The following is a 15,235-nucleotide window of genomic DNA, read 5'->3' on the forward strand; positions in this document are numbered from 1 at the left end:
ATTACCCACCCCCCAATACAACAAAATACGATTAGTAAAGCTTGAGCTGACCAATGAGCCTACGGGTTAAAATCCATCTACCCAATTGATCAAGTTAAGCACAGCTTAGGCATTGTCCCGTCCTAGGTAGGAACCATCCCTGGTATCAACTTTAATCCTTTCTCCCTGGGCAATGAATAGGGGCACCATTACCTGGGCACCGGTTTCCAAAATGGCTGGCTTGGTGCCGCCAGTGGCCGTATCTCCCTTCACACCGGGGTCAGTTTCAACAATTTCCAGCACAACGCTGGTAGGCAATTCCACATCCAGAATGGTGCCATCCCAAGTGACAACGCTGACTTCCATCTCCTCTTTGATGAATTTGGCCTTGTCTCCCAGGGTATCGGGGGCAATGCTCACCTCTTCAAAGGTTTCCATATCCATAAAGACATATTGGTCCCCATCTTTATAGGTATGTTGCATCACTGATTTTTCGATGTTGGCCTGGGGCACCGTTTCCCCCGCCCGGAAAGTTTTTTCCACCACGTTGCCGGTTTGAACACTTTTGAGCTTGGTCCGCACAAAGGCGGAACCCTTGCCTGGTTTAACGTGGAGGAATTCCACCACCTTCCAGACTGCGCCGTCCATCACAATACTGGTACCTGTGCGAAAATCGTTACTGGATATCATGGAAGCCAAGGAAGACTCAAAAGTTCACCCAACATTCTACTAGGGGATGGGGGCGTTGAAGTGGGAAAATTTTGCTGTTGCCCCCTATGCTGGAGAACAAACCACAATCATTATGATGCAAATTATTAAAACTCCCCTGGGGATAATTACCCGACGGGGCCTGCAATTGAGCTTGTTGTCCTTGTTGCTAACCATGCTATCTCTGACATGGGCTATGCCGGGATGGAGCTTGCCTTTGAACCAGCCGATGCTGTTGGGTGCTTTGGCCCAGGGCAATGCCATTACGGATCCCAATGCCATTTTGCGCTACGCTCTGCCCATCGATAATCCAGAGGTGCGGCGCTTGCAGGACAGCTTGGAAGATATTTCTAACCACATCCGGGCTAAGCGTTGGCCGGCGATTAAAAAAGATGTGCGGGCGGCTAATCTGACCATCACCTTGAAGGAAGATAAGATTCTTGCTGGGGTACCGGCCGATCGCCAACCGGAGGCGGAAACTTTATTGGGCAGTATCAAAACCGATTTAACTGCCCTAACCGAAGCAGTAGAGGCTAAGGATAAAGAACAGGTGATTAGCTTCCGTAAATCAGCCCTGACGGCGATCGGGGATTTGGAAGCCCTGATGGTGACGGATTTCCCCTTTGCCATTCCTGAAGAATTTGCTAATCTTCCTCAACTCAAGGGCCGGGCCACGGTGGAAATGACCACCAATAAGGGTCCCCTGACCATTGTGGTGGATGGCTACAGCGCCCCCATTAACGCCGGTAACTTTGTGGATTTGGTGCAACGCAAATTCTATGACGGTTTACCTTTTATCCGTTCGGAAGATTTCTTTGTGACTCAAGCGGGGGATCCCCCAGGGCCAGAAGCGGGCTTTATTGACCCCCAAACCAAAGAATACCGGGCCATTCCCCTGGAAATTTTGGTCAAGGGAGAAGAGGGCCCCATCTATGGCATGACCTTGGAAGATGCCGGCATGTACTTACCGGAATTGGCCTTACCTTTCAATGCCTACGGGGCGATCGCCTTGGCTCGGCCGGAAACGGAACCCAATGGTGGTTCTTCCCAATTTTTCTTCTTTAAGTTTGATACCGAGCTAACTCCACCGGGGTTTAATTTGATGGATGGCCGTTATTCGGTCTTCGGTTATGTGGTGGACGGGAAAGAAACGTTGGAACAGTTGAGTGAAGGGGACAAAATTGTTTCCGCCAAAGTAATTAGCGGTGCAGACAATTTAGTTAACGGCAATAGTTGATAAATCAGTGAACCATTGTCAGAAACTTTATTAAGGGAGGTAAAAATACCTCTCTTTTCTTTATTTTTTGAGATTAATGTAGCCGTTAATCCCAGCCTGGGCCATGGATAAACCCTATCACGTTAAATTTTATTCCTACAATTTCCCCCTGCCTAAGCCAGTGGTAACAGCCCATGGCCATTGGCAACGGCGACGGGGCTTGATTGTGGAGTTAACCGACCAAAGGGGTAACAGGGGCCGAGGAGAAATTGCTCCCCTACCCTGGTTTGGCACGGAAGATTTAGCCAGCGCCACGGATTTTTGCCGCAGTTTAAAAGGTCGGATTACCCCCGCGCAAATTGAGAAAATTGGCGATCGCCTACCCTGTTGTGGGTTTGCCTTTGGCTCAGCGGAGTGGGAGTTAGAGAGCGGCAGTGTGATTGAAAATTCCCCCAACTCTCTCAGTTACTGTCAACTTTTGCCTACAGGGGAGGCCGCCCTGGATTATCTCGCCTCCAATCCCCAGTTGGGAGCTAGCACGTTTAAATGGAAAATTGGCGTCGGGGATTTTGCTGTAGAAAGGGATTTGTATGGGCAGTTATGGCGACGGTTACCGGAAGGCTGTCAAATTCGCCTCGATGCCAACGGCGGTTTGAGTGTGGACATCGCCCAACAATGGTTAACTCTCCTCGATCGCCAAAGGGAAAATTCTGGGCCCAAAATTCAATACCTGGAGCAACCCCTGCCTCCTGGGGAAATTGACGAGATGTTTCGACTGCAAGAAGATTTTGCTACCTCCATCGCCCTAGACGAAGCGGTATGCAGCTTAGCTCAACTCGCCCAACTCTACGATAAAGGTTGGTCCGGGCTTTACATCCTCAAAGCCGCCATCATGGGGAATCCTAGGGTACTGAACCATTGGTTAAAAACCCATCCCATCCCCGCCATTTTTTCCTCCGTGTTTGAAACGGCGATCGCCAGGGGTCAAGTGTTGGCCCTGGCCCAAAAGTGGAACTTACCAGACCATGCCGTTGGCTTTGCTCCCCTAAGGGAACCCATAACAGAGGCCACCCCGGACTCGGTATGATGGGGATCAGCGTTGTTTAATGCCCCCTTTAGATTGACTGTGAGTGATTCCCCCAAGCCCCAATTACCCCCAAGCCCCCAGGGAGACCATTGTCTAGTTCACCAACAGGAACTGGAAGCTGTGACCGAAAAGTGGTTTGAGATTATGGTCCGGGTACAACCCCACCACACTGATTACGGCGGCGTTGTTTGGCATGGCACCTACCTAACCTGGCTGGAAACCGCCCGAGTGGAATGTTTGCGGTCCATTGGAGTGGATTTTGCCGACTTGGTCAAGCTGGGTTGTGATTTACCTGTGGTGAGCCTGGCCCTACGGTACCACCGAGCCATCCGCTTGGGACAAACAGCAGTGATTAAAGTGCAAATGCAAGAAATTCAGAAAGTGCGGCTGGAATGGCAAAATCAAATTGTTTGTCTGGAAACCGGGGAACCCTGTGTAACTGGCAAAATTACCCTAGTGGCGATCGACCCTGCCAAGGGCAAAATTATGCGCCGTTTACCACCGGTGGTACAGGAACATTTACTAAAGCTGAGACAGTGATCTTTGATCCGCCATTGCAGTATTTACTACCTTGGGAAGGAGGGGAAATTTGTTTGTTGGCACTGACGAGAACTTTTAACTTTCCCTTTTCGCAACCATTACTTAAACAAAACTTCCATACCGTTCAGTTTGGGTCGGGGATTCCATGCCCTTGCCTTTGATGATGATTAATTACTCCCTACTCCTCTCCCTAGCTTTACCACCCATTGCGGGGGGAATTATTGGCTATTTCACCAACGATTTAGCCATCAAAATGCTCTTTCGTCCCTACAAACCTCTCTTTCTGGGCCCCTATCAACTCCCCTTTACTCCTGGATTAATTCCCCGCAACCAGGAACGACTGGCTAAGAGGGTTTCCGACACCATTATGGGTTCTTTGCTGACCCCGGAGGAGCTACAACGGCTGGCCCGTAAACTACTGCAACGGGAGCGGGTAGAGGGAGCTTTAGGATGGTTATTGCAATTGGCCCTAAAGCAAATTCGGGAAGATAAGCAACAAAAAACCGCCCAAATTCTCGCCAATATTTTACGAGATTTATTTAGTGAATCTTTACCCCGCCTATTAAAAGCCCTGGCTCGGCAGGATAATTTTCTCTCGGACCAGATTAACCGTATTTTTGACCAAATTTTGCTGGAATTTCGGCTGTCGGAATTACAATCCCGTCAGTTTGCTGATTGGTTACTGGGCACAGTGTTGCCGCCGGACACGATTCGTTTGGCGTTGGTGGACTTTTTGAGCGATCGCAATATCCAGGTGATTGATGAGGGTTTTCGAGAAAAAACCAGTGGCACCTATTGGGTGGTGGCCAATTTATTTGGGGTGCGTAATTCCCTCACCCGTTTGCGGGCTTTTTGCCTGGAGGAAAAGGAAACGGCCAATTTACGCTTGAAGGAATTATTGCTTTCCCTAGAAATTCGGAATCGCCTCAAGGACTGGCTACAGCAATTGTCCCTGGAAAATTTACCGGTTTCGACGGTGCGACAACTACGGCGGACCACAGGGGAAGTGGTGCGGACCTATATTCGGGAGCGGGGGGAACCATTGCTGAAGGATTTTGGTAGCTCGGTGGATTGGGATAATGTGGCGGTGCTCATTGTCAATCGGCTCCAGTCTTCCACAGCGGTAACCGGCTCCTTGGGCTTGGTAAGTGAGGAATTGGCCTCAATTTTGGAACGGTATTTGGAGGATGACCTAGAAAAAATTGTTAAGCAAATTATCCCCATCCTGGCCATTGACCAGGTGATTATCAACCGTATTAATGAAACCCCCGCCGCCGAGCTGGAAACCGCTGTCCAGGCCATTGTGCGCAGCGAACTCCAGGCCATTGTCAACTTGGGGGGAGTGCTAGGGTTGATTATTGGTGGTCTGCAGACTGGCTTTTTCCTGGTCAGCCGTGGTTTTTGATGGGAGTCCGACCCGATGCGATACCATGGTTGGCAGTGTCAGAGTTTAGATCGTTGTTTAGGTCATTTCCTCCGATCCTTTGGTCGCCCTTTTTACTGTTATTTTCCTTTGCCCAACTCAGCCTGTGTTAACTTCGCCCATGTCTGATGCCGCTGTTGTTGTTGAAGAACAGGCCGCTGTGCTAAAAACTTTGCCGGATTTTCCCCTGTCTAATCAGCGGTGTGCCAGCCAGTTACAGCAACGCCTTGATTTGCTATTACTGGCGATCGAGGCTTTGGATGTGGGCTCGGCGTCGAAAATGTTAGCCAGTGCGGAAAGTTTAGGTTTGCAATCCATCATTCCCCATGCTCTAGCCCTGTGGCGGTTACGCTGTACTAACCCCTGGCGACGTTCCTATAACCGCACCCTACTCACCCTAGACCAAGCTAAGGCCCTGACGGCGATCGCCCACTACCAGGCCAAGCCGTTAAATGTAACCATGCGGCAATTACTAATTGCGGAACGACAAATGCGAGCCAAACAGTTGCCAGTGGGCACCAATTTTTTACTGTCGGATTACCTAGACCAATTCCGTTCCCATTTTAGTAGCCGGATGAATCCCCGCCGGGCTAAAGTATCGGTGTTGTTGGCTTCGGAACCGGCCATGGACGATTTTGCCCTGGGTTTGCTTAACCAATTGATGTTTTGCACCGGCACCATTGGCATGGAACGTTTATGGATCAGCTTGTTTGACGGAGAAGTAGCTTGAATATTCAACGACCCTATCGCCTACCCAACTGTACCCTCACCCTGGAGGGCATGGCCAGCGGCACTGACCCCGGTTCTAGCAACGGGGATTTGCAAATCATTCTCAATGCCCGTTGTCAGTTTCTCAGTACCAATCAAAGTTTAGAGGGGGGGAGGGCTTTTCTGGAAGCCTTGGCCAAGGCGGTCAACAGTTACGCCCAGGGTTGTTTGAGTGGGATTCCCCACCCCGCAGAAACCAAGGGGGAAAATGGGGAATGGGCCGAGTTAATGCCCCTGCCGGATCAGGCCCTGCACCGTTTGGTGTGGCATCCGCCGGCCGATGAATCCTCCGAGGCGATCGCCGTTGACCTAAGCACTGTGGAACTTTTTGACCTAGTGGAAGCGGTGGATCAGTTTATTGGCGATCGGCATACCTTACCGGATTTTTCCCTTACCCTGGAGCCCCTGTCCCGCCGCCACCGACAATCGGATGAACCCTTTGTGCAACGGGCCATTCCTGCCAGCTTGGGAGCTTTGGGCTTAGCGGTTTTTGCCCTGGTGCTCTACTGGCTGCCCATCCCCGAAATTCGGGAGCCGGAAGGGAACCCCGGCAACCCCCCTAATTTGGTCCAGCCGGGTAATGGCAATCCCCCCAATGGCCCCACTCCTTAACAGATCTAGGAAAATAAGGCTTATCATTTGACATTAGTTAATAGGCAATTTCCAAAGTTACTGTGGCCTGCACTGTTTGGTCACCGCTAATAATGGGGGTGGGAGCAGACTCTGCCATGGGGGAGGCGGCCAGGGCGCCCCGAAAAAGGGGCATGGGTTGGTCCGGGCTAGGGTTAATGACAATACGGACAATGTTTTGAGGCGTTAGATTCAAACTGGACAACACCACCCGAGCTTGGGCTTGGGCATCGGCGGTGGCGGCTACTAGGGCCTTTTGCTCAGCCGCTTTGAGGGTTTCAGGAGTGGCAATAAAGCGGATACCATCGATGCGACTGGCCCCGGCCCGCACAGCTTCATCAAGGATTTTTCCCACTTGGTCGCTTGGGTACTGAAAACTGACGGTGTTACTGCCGATGTAACCTTCCAGTCTTCTTTCGTTATTGCTGTAAACATAATTGGGTTGGAGTTGGAGTCCTTGGGTTTGTAATTTATCCACCCTTTGACTGCGTAGATAGGCCACCAGACGGTTACTCCGTTCGGCGATCGCCGTTTGCACCTGGTCAGCGGTATCGGCTTGGACTTCCACTGTTAGCTGAGCCTCCGTTAGGGTGGTGGGGACAGACTCCGAAGCTTGGCCGGTGACAGTGAGCAATTGTTGCATTTCGTTAGCCCAGAGGGGAGAGGGGGGCAAGGTGGTGAGTATCGCACCGGACAAGAGCACGGATGCAGAAAATTTAGAAAGTTTTGATATGCCCATAGTTGGCCTCCTAGAAAAAAATTTTGGTCGCACCCTTCTTTTTGATGCTCAAAGGGAAAGTTCCAAATCCTCCAAATACCAATACTTTGGAGGGACTTAGCTGGAGTATGGAAGCTAACCCCTGCTCCATATTTGCAAGGTACAATGAAGGGTTGACAACAAGTTACCCACTCAATGCTATGGTTTGCACTAGATAGGGTTAATCTTAATTGACCGGCAGTCTCGGCAGCGGAAAAATTTTCGATGGTAGACAATAATCAAGCCCAGGCAATTCTTCGTCAGTACCAGGTAGGGGAACGCAATTTTCCCAACTTAGCCCTACGGCACATTGACCTCCATGGCTTCACCCTAGCAGGGGCGGATTTTAGCGGATCGGACTTCAGTGAAGCTAACCTGCGAGGAACGGATTTGCAAGGCTGTAAATTACAGGGATGCTATTTTAACAATGCAGATCTGTCGGGGGCGAATTTAGCTAAGGCGGACCTAAGGCAAGCATCTCTAATAAAAACTTTTTTGCTTAAAGTCAACCTCCAGGGAGCTCATTTAAACAATGCCCTTTGTGCCGGAGCTTTGTTAACCAGGGCTAATCTTGAAGATGCCTGTTTGCATGGAGCCTTGCTGACGGGGGCAGACTTAACCGGAGCAAAGTTAAGCAAGGCAAAATACAATCAACAAACCCAGTTTGATGCTGGCTTTAGACCGGAAAACTTTGGTCTGATTAAAGAAACAGGGAGCGCTACTCCTGATCCTCAAACTGAAGCTCAGACTCAATCCCCAGCGCCCCTACCCACTAGCTTGACGGTGGAAGACCTGTTGTTGACTTTTGAATATTTAGGTAATTTGGGTAATCATTATTTGGGCAGTACCATGGCTAGCCGTTATCTACAATCGGCCCGGCCCAAACAAGAATGGTTTGCCCAGTTTGAGGTGGATAAAAAGATCGTTAAACTTAACTATCAAGGGGCCAAGCAGGAACAGTTGACCCCAAAGCAAATTGAGTTGGCTCAACAATGGGCTCAGCAGTATGTCAAATCCTGCACAGTCATTTTTAAGACTTTTCCCACCATGATCGAAACCGATCAATGCGTTTTCGATGTTACTTAATATTTAGTATATTTAGTGACTCGCTCTTGGGAGCAGGATTTTTTCAGGGAGGAAAAAGAGCAATGGTTGTGTCAACTCCGATCGCCGCTGAGGAAAAGCCACCGATTCAGGCCAATGTGGTGGAAACTTGGGAAATTAGCAAAATCTACCGCACCGGCTTTTGGATGAATCAGAAGGTGGAGTCCCTTAAACCTTTGTCCATTGCCGTACAGCAAGGGGAAACCTTTGGTTTACTGGGTCCTAATGGAGCAGGTAAAACTACCCTGTTAAAAATTCTTTTGGGGGTAATTCGTGCCAGCGGTGGCCGGGGTACTCTACTAGGCAAACCCATCGGCGATCGCCAGACTAAACAACGGGTGGGCTACCTACCGGAAAATGCCTACTTTTATGACTTTTTAACCGCTTGGGAATTTTTGGATTACATCGGCAGTCTGTTTCAAATTGGGAAACAGGAACGACAACGGCGCATTCTGGCCATGTGTGACCTGGTGGGGTTAGCCCAAAAAACCGCCAAAAAGAAGCAATTGCGACAATATTCCAAAGGTATGTTGCAACGGGTGGGCATGGCCCAGGCATTGATTAACGATCCTGAAGTCGTTTTCCTCGATGAACCCATGTCCGGTTTGGACCCCCTGGGGCGCTACCAAGTGCGGGAAATTATTCTTTCCCTCAAGGAACAGGGCAAAACCATCTTTTTCAACTCCCACATTTTGGCGGACGTGGAACAAATTTGTGACCGCATTGCCATTTTGGCGCGGGGGGAATTGCTGTGCAGTGGTTCTTTGGCGGAAGTGTTAGGTAATGACGAAGGCTATGAAGTGGTGCTCAAGGGAGGAGAAGAAGAGGCGTTGGGTAAATATCTAGCCAATTTAAGTCAGGAACAGGATGTTTGGCACGGCCATTACCAAGGGGATGTCCAAGCTCTAGTGGATGCGTTACCCAGTCTTAATGCCCGTTTGATCAGCATGAACCTGGCCCGCCCTTCCCTGGAAGATTATTTCATCCGCCAACTGCGAGAACGGGGTATCACCACCAGCCAGTGAGCATTAAACGTCCGTTACTCCCCCATTTAAATCCAGGGCGATCGCCAAGCTCTAAGACCGGGAAACCGAACCTTACCTGACTTAGCACTCCACTGCCAAGAGTGCTAAAGTGCTTTATGGACTTGTCCGCCACCTTTGACGTTATTTGTAACTTTTTAGTCTATGTCTAAACTTATTTCCTTTAAGGATGAATCCAGACGCTCTTTGGAAGCGGGGATTAATGCCCTGGCTGATGCGGTGCGGATTACCCTCGGCCCCAAAGGTCGCAATGTTTTATTAGAAAAGCAGTACGGTGCTCCCCAGATTGTCAACGATGGCATCACCGTAGCCAAAGAAATTGAACTGTCCAACCCGGAAGAAAATGCTGGAGCTAAGCTAATCCAGGAAGTTGCTTCCAAAACCAAGGAAATTGCTGGGGATGGCACCACCACCGCCACTATTATTGCTCAAGCTTTAGTGCGGGAAGGTCTGCGCAACGTCGCCGCCGGTGCTAATCCCGTGGCTCTCCGTCGGGGCATCGAAAAAGTTACCACTTTCCTCGTTCAAGAAATTGAGGCTGTGGCTAAACCCGTGGAAGGTTCGGCGATCGCCCAAGTGGCCACCGTATCCTCCGGTAACGATCCCGAAGTTGGGGCCATGATTGCCGATGCCATGGACAAAGTCACCAAAGATGGCGTCATCACCGTGGAGGAGTCCAAATCCCTCAACACCGAATTGGAAGTGGTGGAAGGGATGCAGATCGACCGGGGCTATATTTCTCCCTACTTCATCACCGATAGCGATCGCCAGTTGGTGGAGTTTGATAATCCTTTAATCCTCATCACCGATAAAAAAATCAGTGCCATTGCGGAATTGGTTCCCGTACTGGAAGCTGTGGCCCGGGCCGGTCGTCCCCTGTTAATCATTGCGGAAGACATTGAAGGAGAAGCCCTTGCTACCCTAGTGGTCAATAAAGCCCGGGGTGTACTCAACGTGGCCGCCATTAAAGCCCCCGCCTTTGGCGATCGGCGTAAAGCTGTGTTGCAAGATATCGCTATCCTCACCGGTGGTAGCGTCATTTCCGAAGACATTGGCCTGAGCCTCGACACCGTCAGCTTGGATCAATTGGGCCAAGCCGTTAAAGCCACTTTGGAAAAAGACAACACCATCCTCGTCGCTGGGGCCGACAAACGGGCTTCCGCTGGAGTCAAAGAGCGGATTGAGCAGTTGCGGAAAGAATATGCTGCTTCTGATTCCGATTACGACAAAGAAAAAATCCAAGAGCGCATTGCCAAACTAGCCGGTGGTGTAGCTGTGATTAAAGTCGGGGCCGCAACGGAAACCGAACTCAAAGACCGCAAACTCCGCATTGAAGATGCCCTCAATGCCACCAAAGCCGCAGTGGAAGAAGGTATTGTTCCCGGTGGTGGTACAACCCTAATTCGTTTAGCGGGCAAAATTGAAAGCTTTAAAGCCCAACTCAGCAACGATGAAGAGCGGGTTGCCGCCGACATCATCGCCAAAGCCCTGGAAGCTCCCCTGCACCAGTTGGCCAGCAATGCTGGGGTAGAGGGTTCCGTCATTGTGGAAAAAGTTAAAGAAGCTACTGGCAATCAAGGTTACAACGTCATCACTGGCAAAATTGAAGACCTGATAGCCGCTGGCATCATCGACCCCGCTAAAGTGGTACGTTCTGCTCTGCAAAATGCCGCTTCCATTGCTGGGATGGTGTTGACCACTGAAGCTTTAGTAGTGGAAAAACCTGAACCTGCGGCTCCCGCTATGCCCGATATGGGTGGCATGGGCGGAATGGGTGGTATGGGCGGCATGGGCATGATGTAATCGTTCCATCCTTGCCATGATTGACTCATCAATCCATTGTTAATAATCTGAAGGCTTTGTCGCCTTTTGTCCCCTTTCCTTTACTAACTAGGAGGGGGATTTTTGTTGGCTTCAAAACAGTTAGAATTGTTCCAACCATCAATTTTCAGCAAAAAATGTGATTGGCCTTAGGTAACCCAGGGGAACTGCATAATGAACAGGGGAGCAAAAGTAAAGACCAACGGAGATAACCTAGCCTTATCAACTAGAGCAAAAAAGTTATTAACTAAATCCATTGATACTTTAGAAACAATTATTGACAACGATCAATGTTCTCCTCAGGAAAAAGCAACGATAGCCCTAAAAATCCTCGAAATGGCAGGGATTTTCACCGAATTTAAGCATCACTCAGTGGATAAATTAGTGGCTAAGGCTGAGGAAAAAATTAGGCGATTACAGTCACAGTATCCTCAAATAAACCTCAGCCTATCGGAACCGACATTACACCAGCAGTCAGAATCAATATTTTTGCCCGGTACCTACGGAGAAATTAAAAACTTCTTATCACCGGAAGAAAATCAAAAAATCATCACAGAGGCTATTGATAAAAAAGAAGAATACATTAAATCTAACACTACTACTAAAGCTAATCAATATCGCCAATCCTACGTGCTTTTTTCTCAAAAAATTCCTGCATTATCAGCTTTAATACGGGAACGAATCAAACAAAAGTTACCGGAATTACTGGGTCAACTAAACTTTTCTCCCTTTGAAGTTGCAGAAATAGAATTACAACTCACAGCCCATAATGATGGTTGTTATTATAGAATCCACAATGACGCAGGTAGTGAAAAAACAGCTAGCCGACAAATTACCTATGTCTATTATTTTTATCAAGAACCGAAAGCTTTTTCTGGGGGAGAATTAAGGCTCTACGACACGGAGCTTAAAAATAACACCATTACTACCCATCCGAAGTTTCAAACCATTACCCCCATCAATAATTCTATTATCTTTTTTAATAGCCGTTGTCGCCACGAAGTGATGTCTGTGGTTTGTCCTTCTAGGGAATTTGCCCATAGTCGCTTCACAGTCAACGGCTGGATCCGCAAAAAGATGAATTGACTGAATATATTTAGAAACTATTAACTAAAGGTTTGTTGTCGATCGCCGGAATGGTATTTACACAAAAACCTGTAACTGTTGGATCAACTGGGCGGCCTGTTGTACGCCTTCCATGCGGTGCACTGGTTGGCCCTGCTTGAATAACACCAAGGTCGGTAAAGACTGGATTTGGTATTGGGTGGCGATCGCCGGATATTTATCAGTGTCAATTTTCACCACTTGGATTTGTTGGCGTAGATGACTGCCCACTTGCTCCAGAATGGGGGCCATCATTTGGCAGGGGCCGCACCAGGTAGCGTAAAAGTCCACTAGCACCGGCTTGGGGGAACCGGCCAGCATTTCAGCAAAATTAGCAAACTGTTTTTTGACGGCCATGGTATTTTCCCTCGCAAAGATATTAATCCAGTTCTAACAATTATTGGGGGCGATCGCCTATGGTCGACTCAATGGTTTGATCAAAACGCTTTTGCAGGAAGTGAAAGACAAAGTAAATGCCCACCATGCCCACCACTGCTGCTAGGGCAAACCAACTGAATTGGGTCGTCCAGGCAATAATTTGCTCGATGGTGACCACCCGCCCCAAAAAGTAAGCCAAACTAACGGTGATGGCAGCCCAGACGGAGGCACCGCCGATGTTGTACAACAGGAATTTGCCGTAGGGCATGCGGACAATGCCGGCCATGGGCCCCGCAAAAATTCGTAACAGGGTAACAAAACGACCAAAAAACACTGCGGCCGCCCCATTCTGACTAAATTTATGCCGGGCTTGGTCTAGTTTTTCCTGGGGAATGTTGAACAGTTGGGCCGCCCTGGTTAGTAAGGGCCAACCGCCCCAGCGTCCCACCCAGTAACCACAACTGTCCCCCAACACGGCCCCGGCGATCGCCGCGATTAATACCCCGCCATAACTTAAATCTCCACTGCCGGCCAAAAAGCCCCCCAACAGGGTTATGGTTTCTCCAGGGATGGGAATGCCTGCATTTTCCAAGGCAATGCCAAAGAATACGGCTCCGTAACCATATTGGCGGGCCAATTCCTGCAATGTCTCTAGCGAAAAAAATTCCCAACCCATGGTGATACTTATTTAATAATTCTTAATACTCTGCTTATTTTCAGTGTAACGGATGGGAGTGTTGGATGTTGCCGAAGATTCTACTGCTCAGCAATGGGCACGGAGAGGATGCGATCGCCGTCAGTATTGGCCAGGCTTGGAGTGAGTTGGCGGGAATGGAGCCTGGGGAAATATTAGTGGGATTGCCCCTAGTGGGGGAAGGCAACAGTTATCGACGTTTAAATATTCTCTTGATTGGCCCGGTGAAAACCATGCCCTCCGGCGGCTTTAACAACATGGATGCCAGGGAATTATGGCGGGATGTTCAGGGAGGCTTATGGGGATTGACCAAAGCCCAGTTAGGCGGTTTGCAAAAATGGACGGCCCAGGGGGGGAAAGTTCTAGCGGTGGGGGACATAGTGCCCTTGGCCCTCGCTTGGTTGGGCCGAGGTGATTACGCCTTTGTGGGCACAGCCAAGTCGGAATATTATCTGCGCTCCCCCGCTGGGGCATGGTTACCTAGTACCCAAGCTTGGGAAAAATGGCTTGGTTGCGCTTACTATCCTTGGGAACGGTGGTTAATGACGAGGAAAAATTGCGTAGCAGTCTTTCCCCGCGATCGCCTCACCCATGAAAGTTTGTTAAACCAAGGTGTGGCCAGTTATGCCGTGGGCAATCCAATGATGGACGGTTTAAACCCGCAGGATTACAAGCCCCAAACGTTACAGCCAGGACAAAGTTTAACCATTACCCTTTTACCCGGTTCCCGATCACCGGAAATGGAACGCAATTGGGCCTTGATTGTGGAAAGTTTAACCAGTGTGTTAGCCCATTTTGCCGATGCTTCCATAACTTTCCTGGCGGCGATCGCCCCTTCCTTGCCCTTACCAACGTTGATGGCTGAACTGGAAACCCAAGGTTGGCAACCACTGGAAGATAATGCCGTGGAACTTTTGACCAACAAGGTTTCTTGCTTGATTAAAGGGCCCGTTTTCCAAAAAGATCATGCCCGGCTGGTTTTTAGCCAACAGCAGTTTGCCGATTGTTTGCACCATGCCCAAGCGGCGATCGCCATGGCCGGTACCGCCACAGAACAATTTGTCGGGTTGGGGAAACCAGTGATTAGTTTTCCCGGACAAGGCCCCCAATACAATCCCTATTTTGCGCGCCGTCAAACCTGGCTTTTGGGAGAATCCTTAATTTTGTTGAATAGTCCTGACCAAACTGGGGAAGCTTTACAACAAGTACTTCATGATGTTGAGCGACTAGAGGCGATCGCCTGTAATGGCCGGGAAAGGCTGGGACAAGCTGGAGCGGCCCGCCGCATTGCAGAGATTCTCAGGGAACAATGGTGTTAGGTTTTTACTAGAAAAATTTCAGCGCTAACGCCTACAAGTGAATCTGGCTAACCGTTGCCGACAAACTCCGCCACAAATACCAACTAGCCAGACTGCGATAGGGCTGCCAGTTTTTGCCGTATTCGGACACTTGCTTTGGATTAGGGCGATCGGGCAATTGATACAATTTTTGAATTGCAATCCGAATTCCTAAATCTTGATTAGGTAAAATATCCTGACGACGAAGACGAAATAGAAGAAATAGTTGCGCTGTCCAGGGACCAATTCCTTTAATAGCTGTTAACTGTTCAACGATGGCCCGGTCACCCCAGGTTTCTAATTCAGGTAAAGAAGGAAAATTATTTTGTAAGGCGATCGCCCAAGTTTTTAAATAGCGAGTTTTATAACGGGAAATACCTAGTTCCCTCAATAATTCTGGGTCCACATTAGCTAAGGTTTGTGCGGTCCATCCTTTGGGTTGCCCATAGTCCAAAAATCTTTGGAATAACATTTGCGCCGTATTAGTATAGTAGTTTCAAATAAAGCTGAGACGCTAAACGCCACAGTAAGAACGGATAATTTCATCAAGAGACGTGTCAATAGGAGCGTACATTCTAGCTCGTTTCAAGGCACTAAAGTCATGCTCAATATCATTTAAATCAGGAGAATATTTCGGCAAAAAAAG

The 15,235-nt window shown here is 49.1% G+C and carries 17 protein-coding genes; 11 read left to right on the plus strand and 6 right to left on the minus strand.

The annotated features are described in order from the left end of the window. Positions 1-105: 105 nt before the first annotated feature. Positions 106-669, minus strand: a complete 564-nt coding sequence (gene efp, locus H6G46_RS04870) for an elongation factor P (RefSeq protein ID WP_010873477.1) — start codon at positions 667-669, stop codon at positions 106-108. A 46-nt stretch (positions 670-715) separates the two neighbouring features. Here efp and H6G46_RS04875 point away from each other — a divergent pair, with 46 nt between their 5' ends. The 6 genes from H6G46_RS04875 to H6G46_RS04900 all read left to right on the plus strand — a co-directional run bounded on the left by H6G46_RS04875 (position 716) and on the right by H6G46_RS04900 (position 6,333). Further along, positions 716-1,924, plus strand: coding sequence for a peptidylprolyl isomerase (locus tag H6G46_RS04875; protein ID WP_010873476.1), 1,209 nt, complete (start codon positions 716-718; stop codon positions 1,922-1,924). A gap of 103 nt (positions 1,925-2,027) precedes the next feature. Next, positions 2,028-2,990, plus strand: a complete 963-nt coding sequence (gene menC, locus H6G46_RS04880) for an o-succinylbenzoate synthase (RefSeq protein ID WP_010873475.1) — start codon at positions 2,028-2,030, stop codon at positions 2,988-2,990. Positions 2,991-3,029: 39 nt separating this feature from the next. After that, positions 3,030-3,530 (plus strand): thioesterase family protein, encoded by a 501-nt coding sequence (locus tag H6G46_RS04885; RefSeq protein WP_010873474.1) that lies wholly within the window; start codon positions 3,030-3,032, stop codon positions 3,528-3,530. A 145-nt stretch (positions 3,531-3,675) separates the two neighbouring features. Beyond that, positions 3,676-4,935, plus strand: coding sequence for a DUF445 domain-containing protein (locus H6G46_RS04890; protein WP_010873473.1), 1,260 nt, complete (start codon positions 3,676-3,678; stop codon positions 4,933-4,935). Between the two features lie 139 nt (positions 4,936-5,074). Further along, complete coding sequence (locus H6G46_RS04895) at positions 5,075-5,683, plus strand: DUF3038 domain-containing protein (protein WP_020862156.1); 609 nt, start codon at positions 5,075-5,077, stop codon at positions 5,681-5,683. After that, entirely contained in the window at positions 5,680-6,333 is a 654-nt protein-coding gene (locus tag H6G46_RS04900; protein WP_020862157.1) for a DUF4335 domain-containing protein, read from the plus strand. The genes H6G46_RS04895 and H6G46_RS04900 overlap by 4 nt, the downstream gene beginning before the upstream one ends. Before the next feature lie 37 nt (positions 6,334-6,370). Here H6G46_RS04900 and H6G46_RS04905 read toward each other — a convergent pair whose 3' ends face one another. Further along, positions 6,371-7,054 carry an SIMPL domain-containing protein gene (locus tag H6G46_RS04905; RefSeq protein ID WP_223211282.1) on the minus strand — a complete coding sequence of 228 codons (684 nt, stop codon included), beginning with the start codon at positions 7,052-7,054 and terminating at the stop codon, positions 6,371-6,373. A 279-nt stretch (positions 7,055-7,333) separates the two neighbouring features. Between H6G46_RS04905 and H6G46_RS04910 the strand changes: the two genes are divergently transcribed. From H6G46_RS04910 to H6G46_RS04925, 4 genes are all read left to right on the plus strand, one after another. Continuing rightward, on the plus strand, positions 7,334-8,194 hold the full coding sequence (locus H6G46_RS04910; RefSeq protein ID WP_010873468.1) for a pentapeptide repeat-containing protein: 861 nt from the start codon (positions 7,334-7,336) through the stop codon (positions 8,192-8,194). Beyond that, complete coding sequence (locus H6G46_RS04915) at positions 8,173-9,237, plus strand: ABC transporter ATP-binding protein (protein ID WP_010873467.1); 1,065 nt, start codon at positions 8,173-8,175, stop codon at positions 9,235-9,237. Before H6G46_RS04910 ends, H6G46_RS04915 begins: the two co-directional genes overlap by 22 nt. A 162-nt stretch (positions 9,238-9,399) precedes the next feature. Beyond that, positions 9,400-11,058, plus strand: coding sequence for a chaperonin GroEL (gene groL / locus H6G46_RS04920; RefSeq protein ID WP_010873466.1), 1,659 nt, complete (start codon positions 9,400-9,402; stop codon positions 11,056-11,058). Positions 11,059-11,250: 192 nt separating this feature from the next. Continuing rightward, positions 11,251-12,162, plus strand: a complete 912-nt coding sequence (locus H6G46_RS04925; protein WP_010873465.1) for a 2OG-Fe(II) oxygenase — start codon at positions 11,251-11,253, stop codon at positions 12,160-12,162. A gap of 57 nt (positions 12,163-12,219) precedes the next feature. Here H6G46_RS04925 and trxA read toward each other — a convergent pair whose 3' ends face one another. After that, positions 12,220-12,537: a thioredoxin gene (gene trxA / locus H6G46_RS04930; RefSeq protein ID WP_010873464.1), complete on the minus strand. Its 318-nt coding sequence runs from the start codon at positions 12,535-12,537 to the stop codon at positions 12,220-12,222. A gap of 40 nt (positions 12,538-12,577) precedes the next feature. Further along, positions 12,578-13,234, minus strand: a complete 657-nt coding sequence (locus H6G46_RS04935) for a DedA family protein (protein WP_010873463.1) — start codon at positions 13,232-13,234, stop codon at positions 12,578-12,580. Positions 13,235-13,299: 65 nt separating this feature from the next. On the opposite strand from H6G46_RS04935, the gene H6G46_RS04940 reads away from it, so the two are divergent. Beyond that, a complete protein-coding gene (locus tag H6G46_RS04940; protein ID WP_010873462.1) occupies positions 13,300-14,571 on the plus strand; it encodes a lipid-A-disaccharide synthase-related protein in 1,272 nt (423 codons plus the stop codon). A gap of 31 nt (positions 14,572-14,602) precedes the next feature. On the opposite strand, the gene H6G46_RS04945 is transcribed toward H6G46_RS04940, so the two are convergent. Both H6G46_RS04945 and H6G46_RS04950 read right to left on the minus strand, forming a co-directional pair. Continuing rightward, on the minus strand, positions 14,603-15,061 hold the full coding sequence (locus H6G46_RS04945; RefSeq protein ID WP_010873461.1) for a DNA-3-methyladenine glycosylase: 459 nt from the start codon (positions 15,059-15,061) through the stop codon (positions 14,603-14,605). Between the two features lie 42 nt (positions 15,062-15,103). After that, positions 15,104-15,235 (minus strand): transposase (locus H6G46_RS04950; RefSeq protein WP_190759818.1); only part of this gene is annotated, 132 nt, incomplete at its 5' end.

It is taken from the genome of Synechocystis sp. FACHB-908 (assembly GCF_014698595.1).
Lineage (GTDB): Bacteria > Cyanobacteriota > Cyanobacteriia > Cyanobacteriales > Microcystaceae > Synechocystis.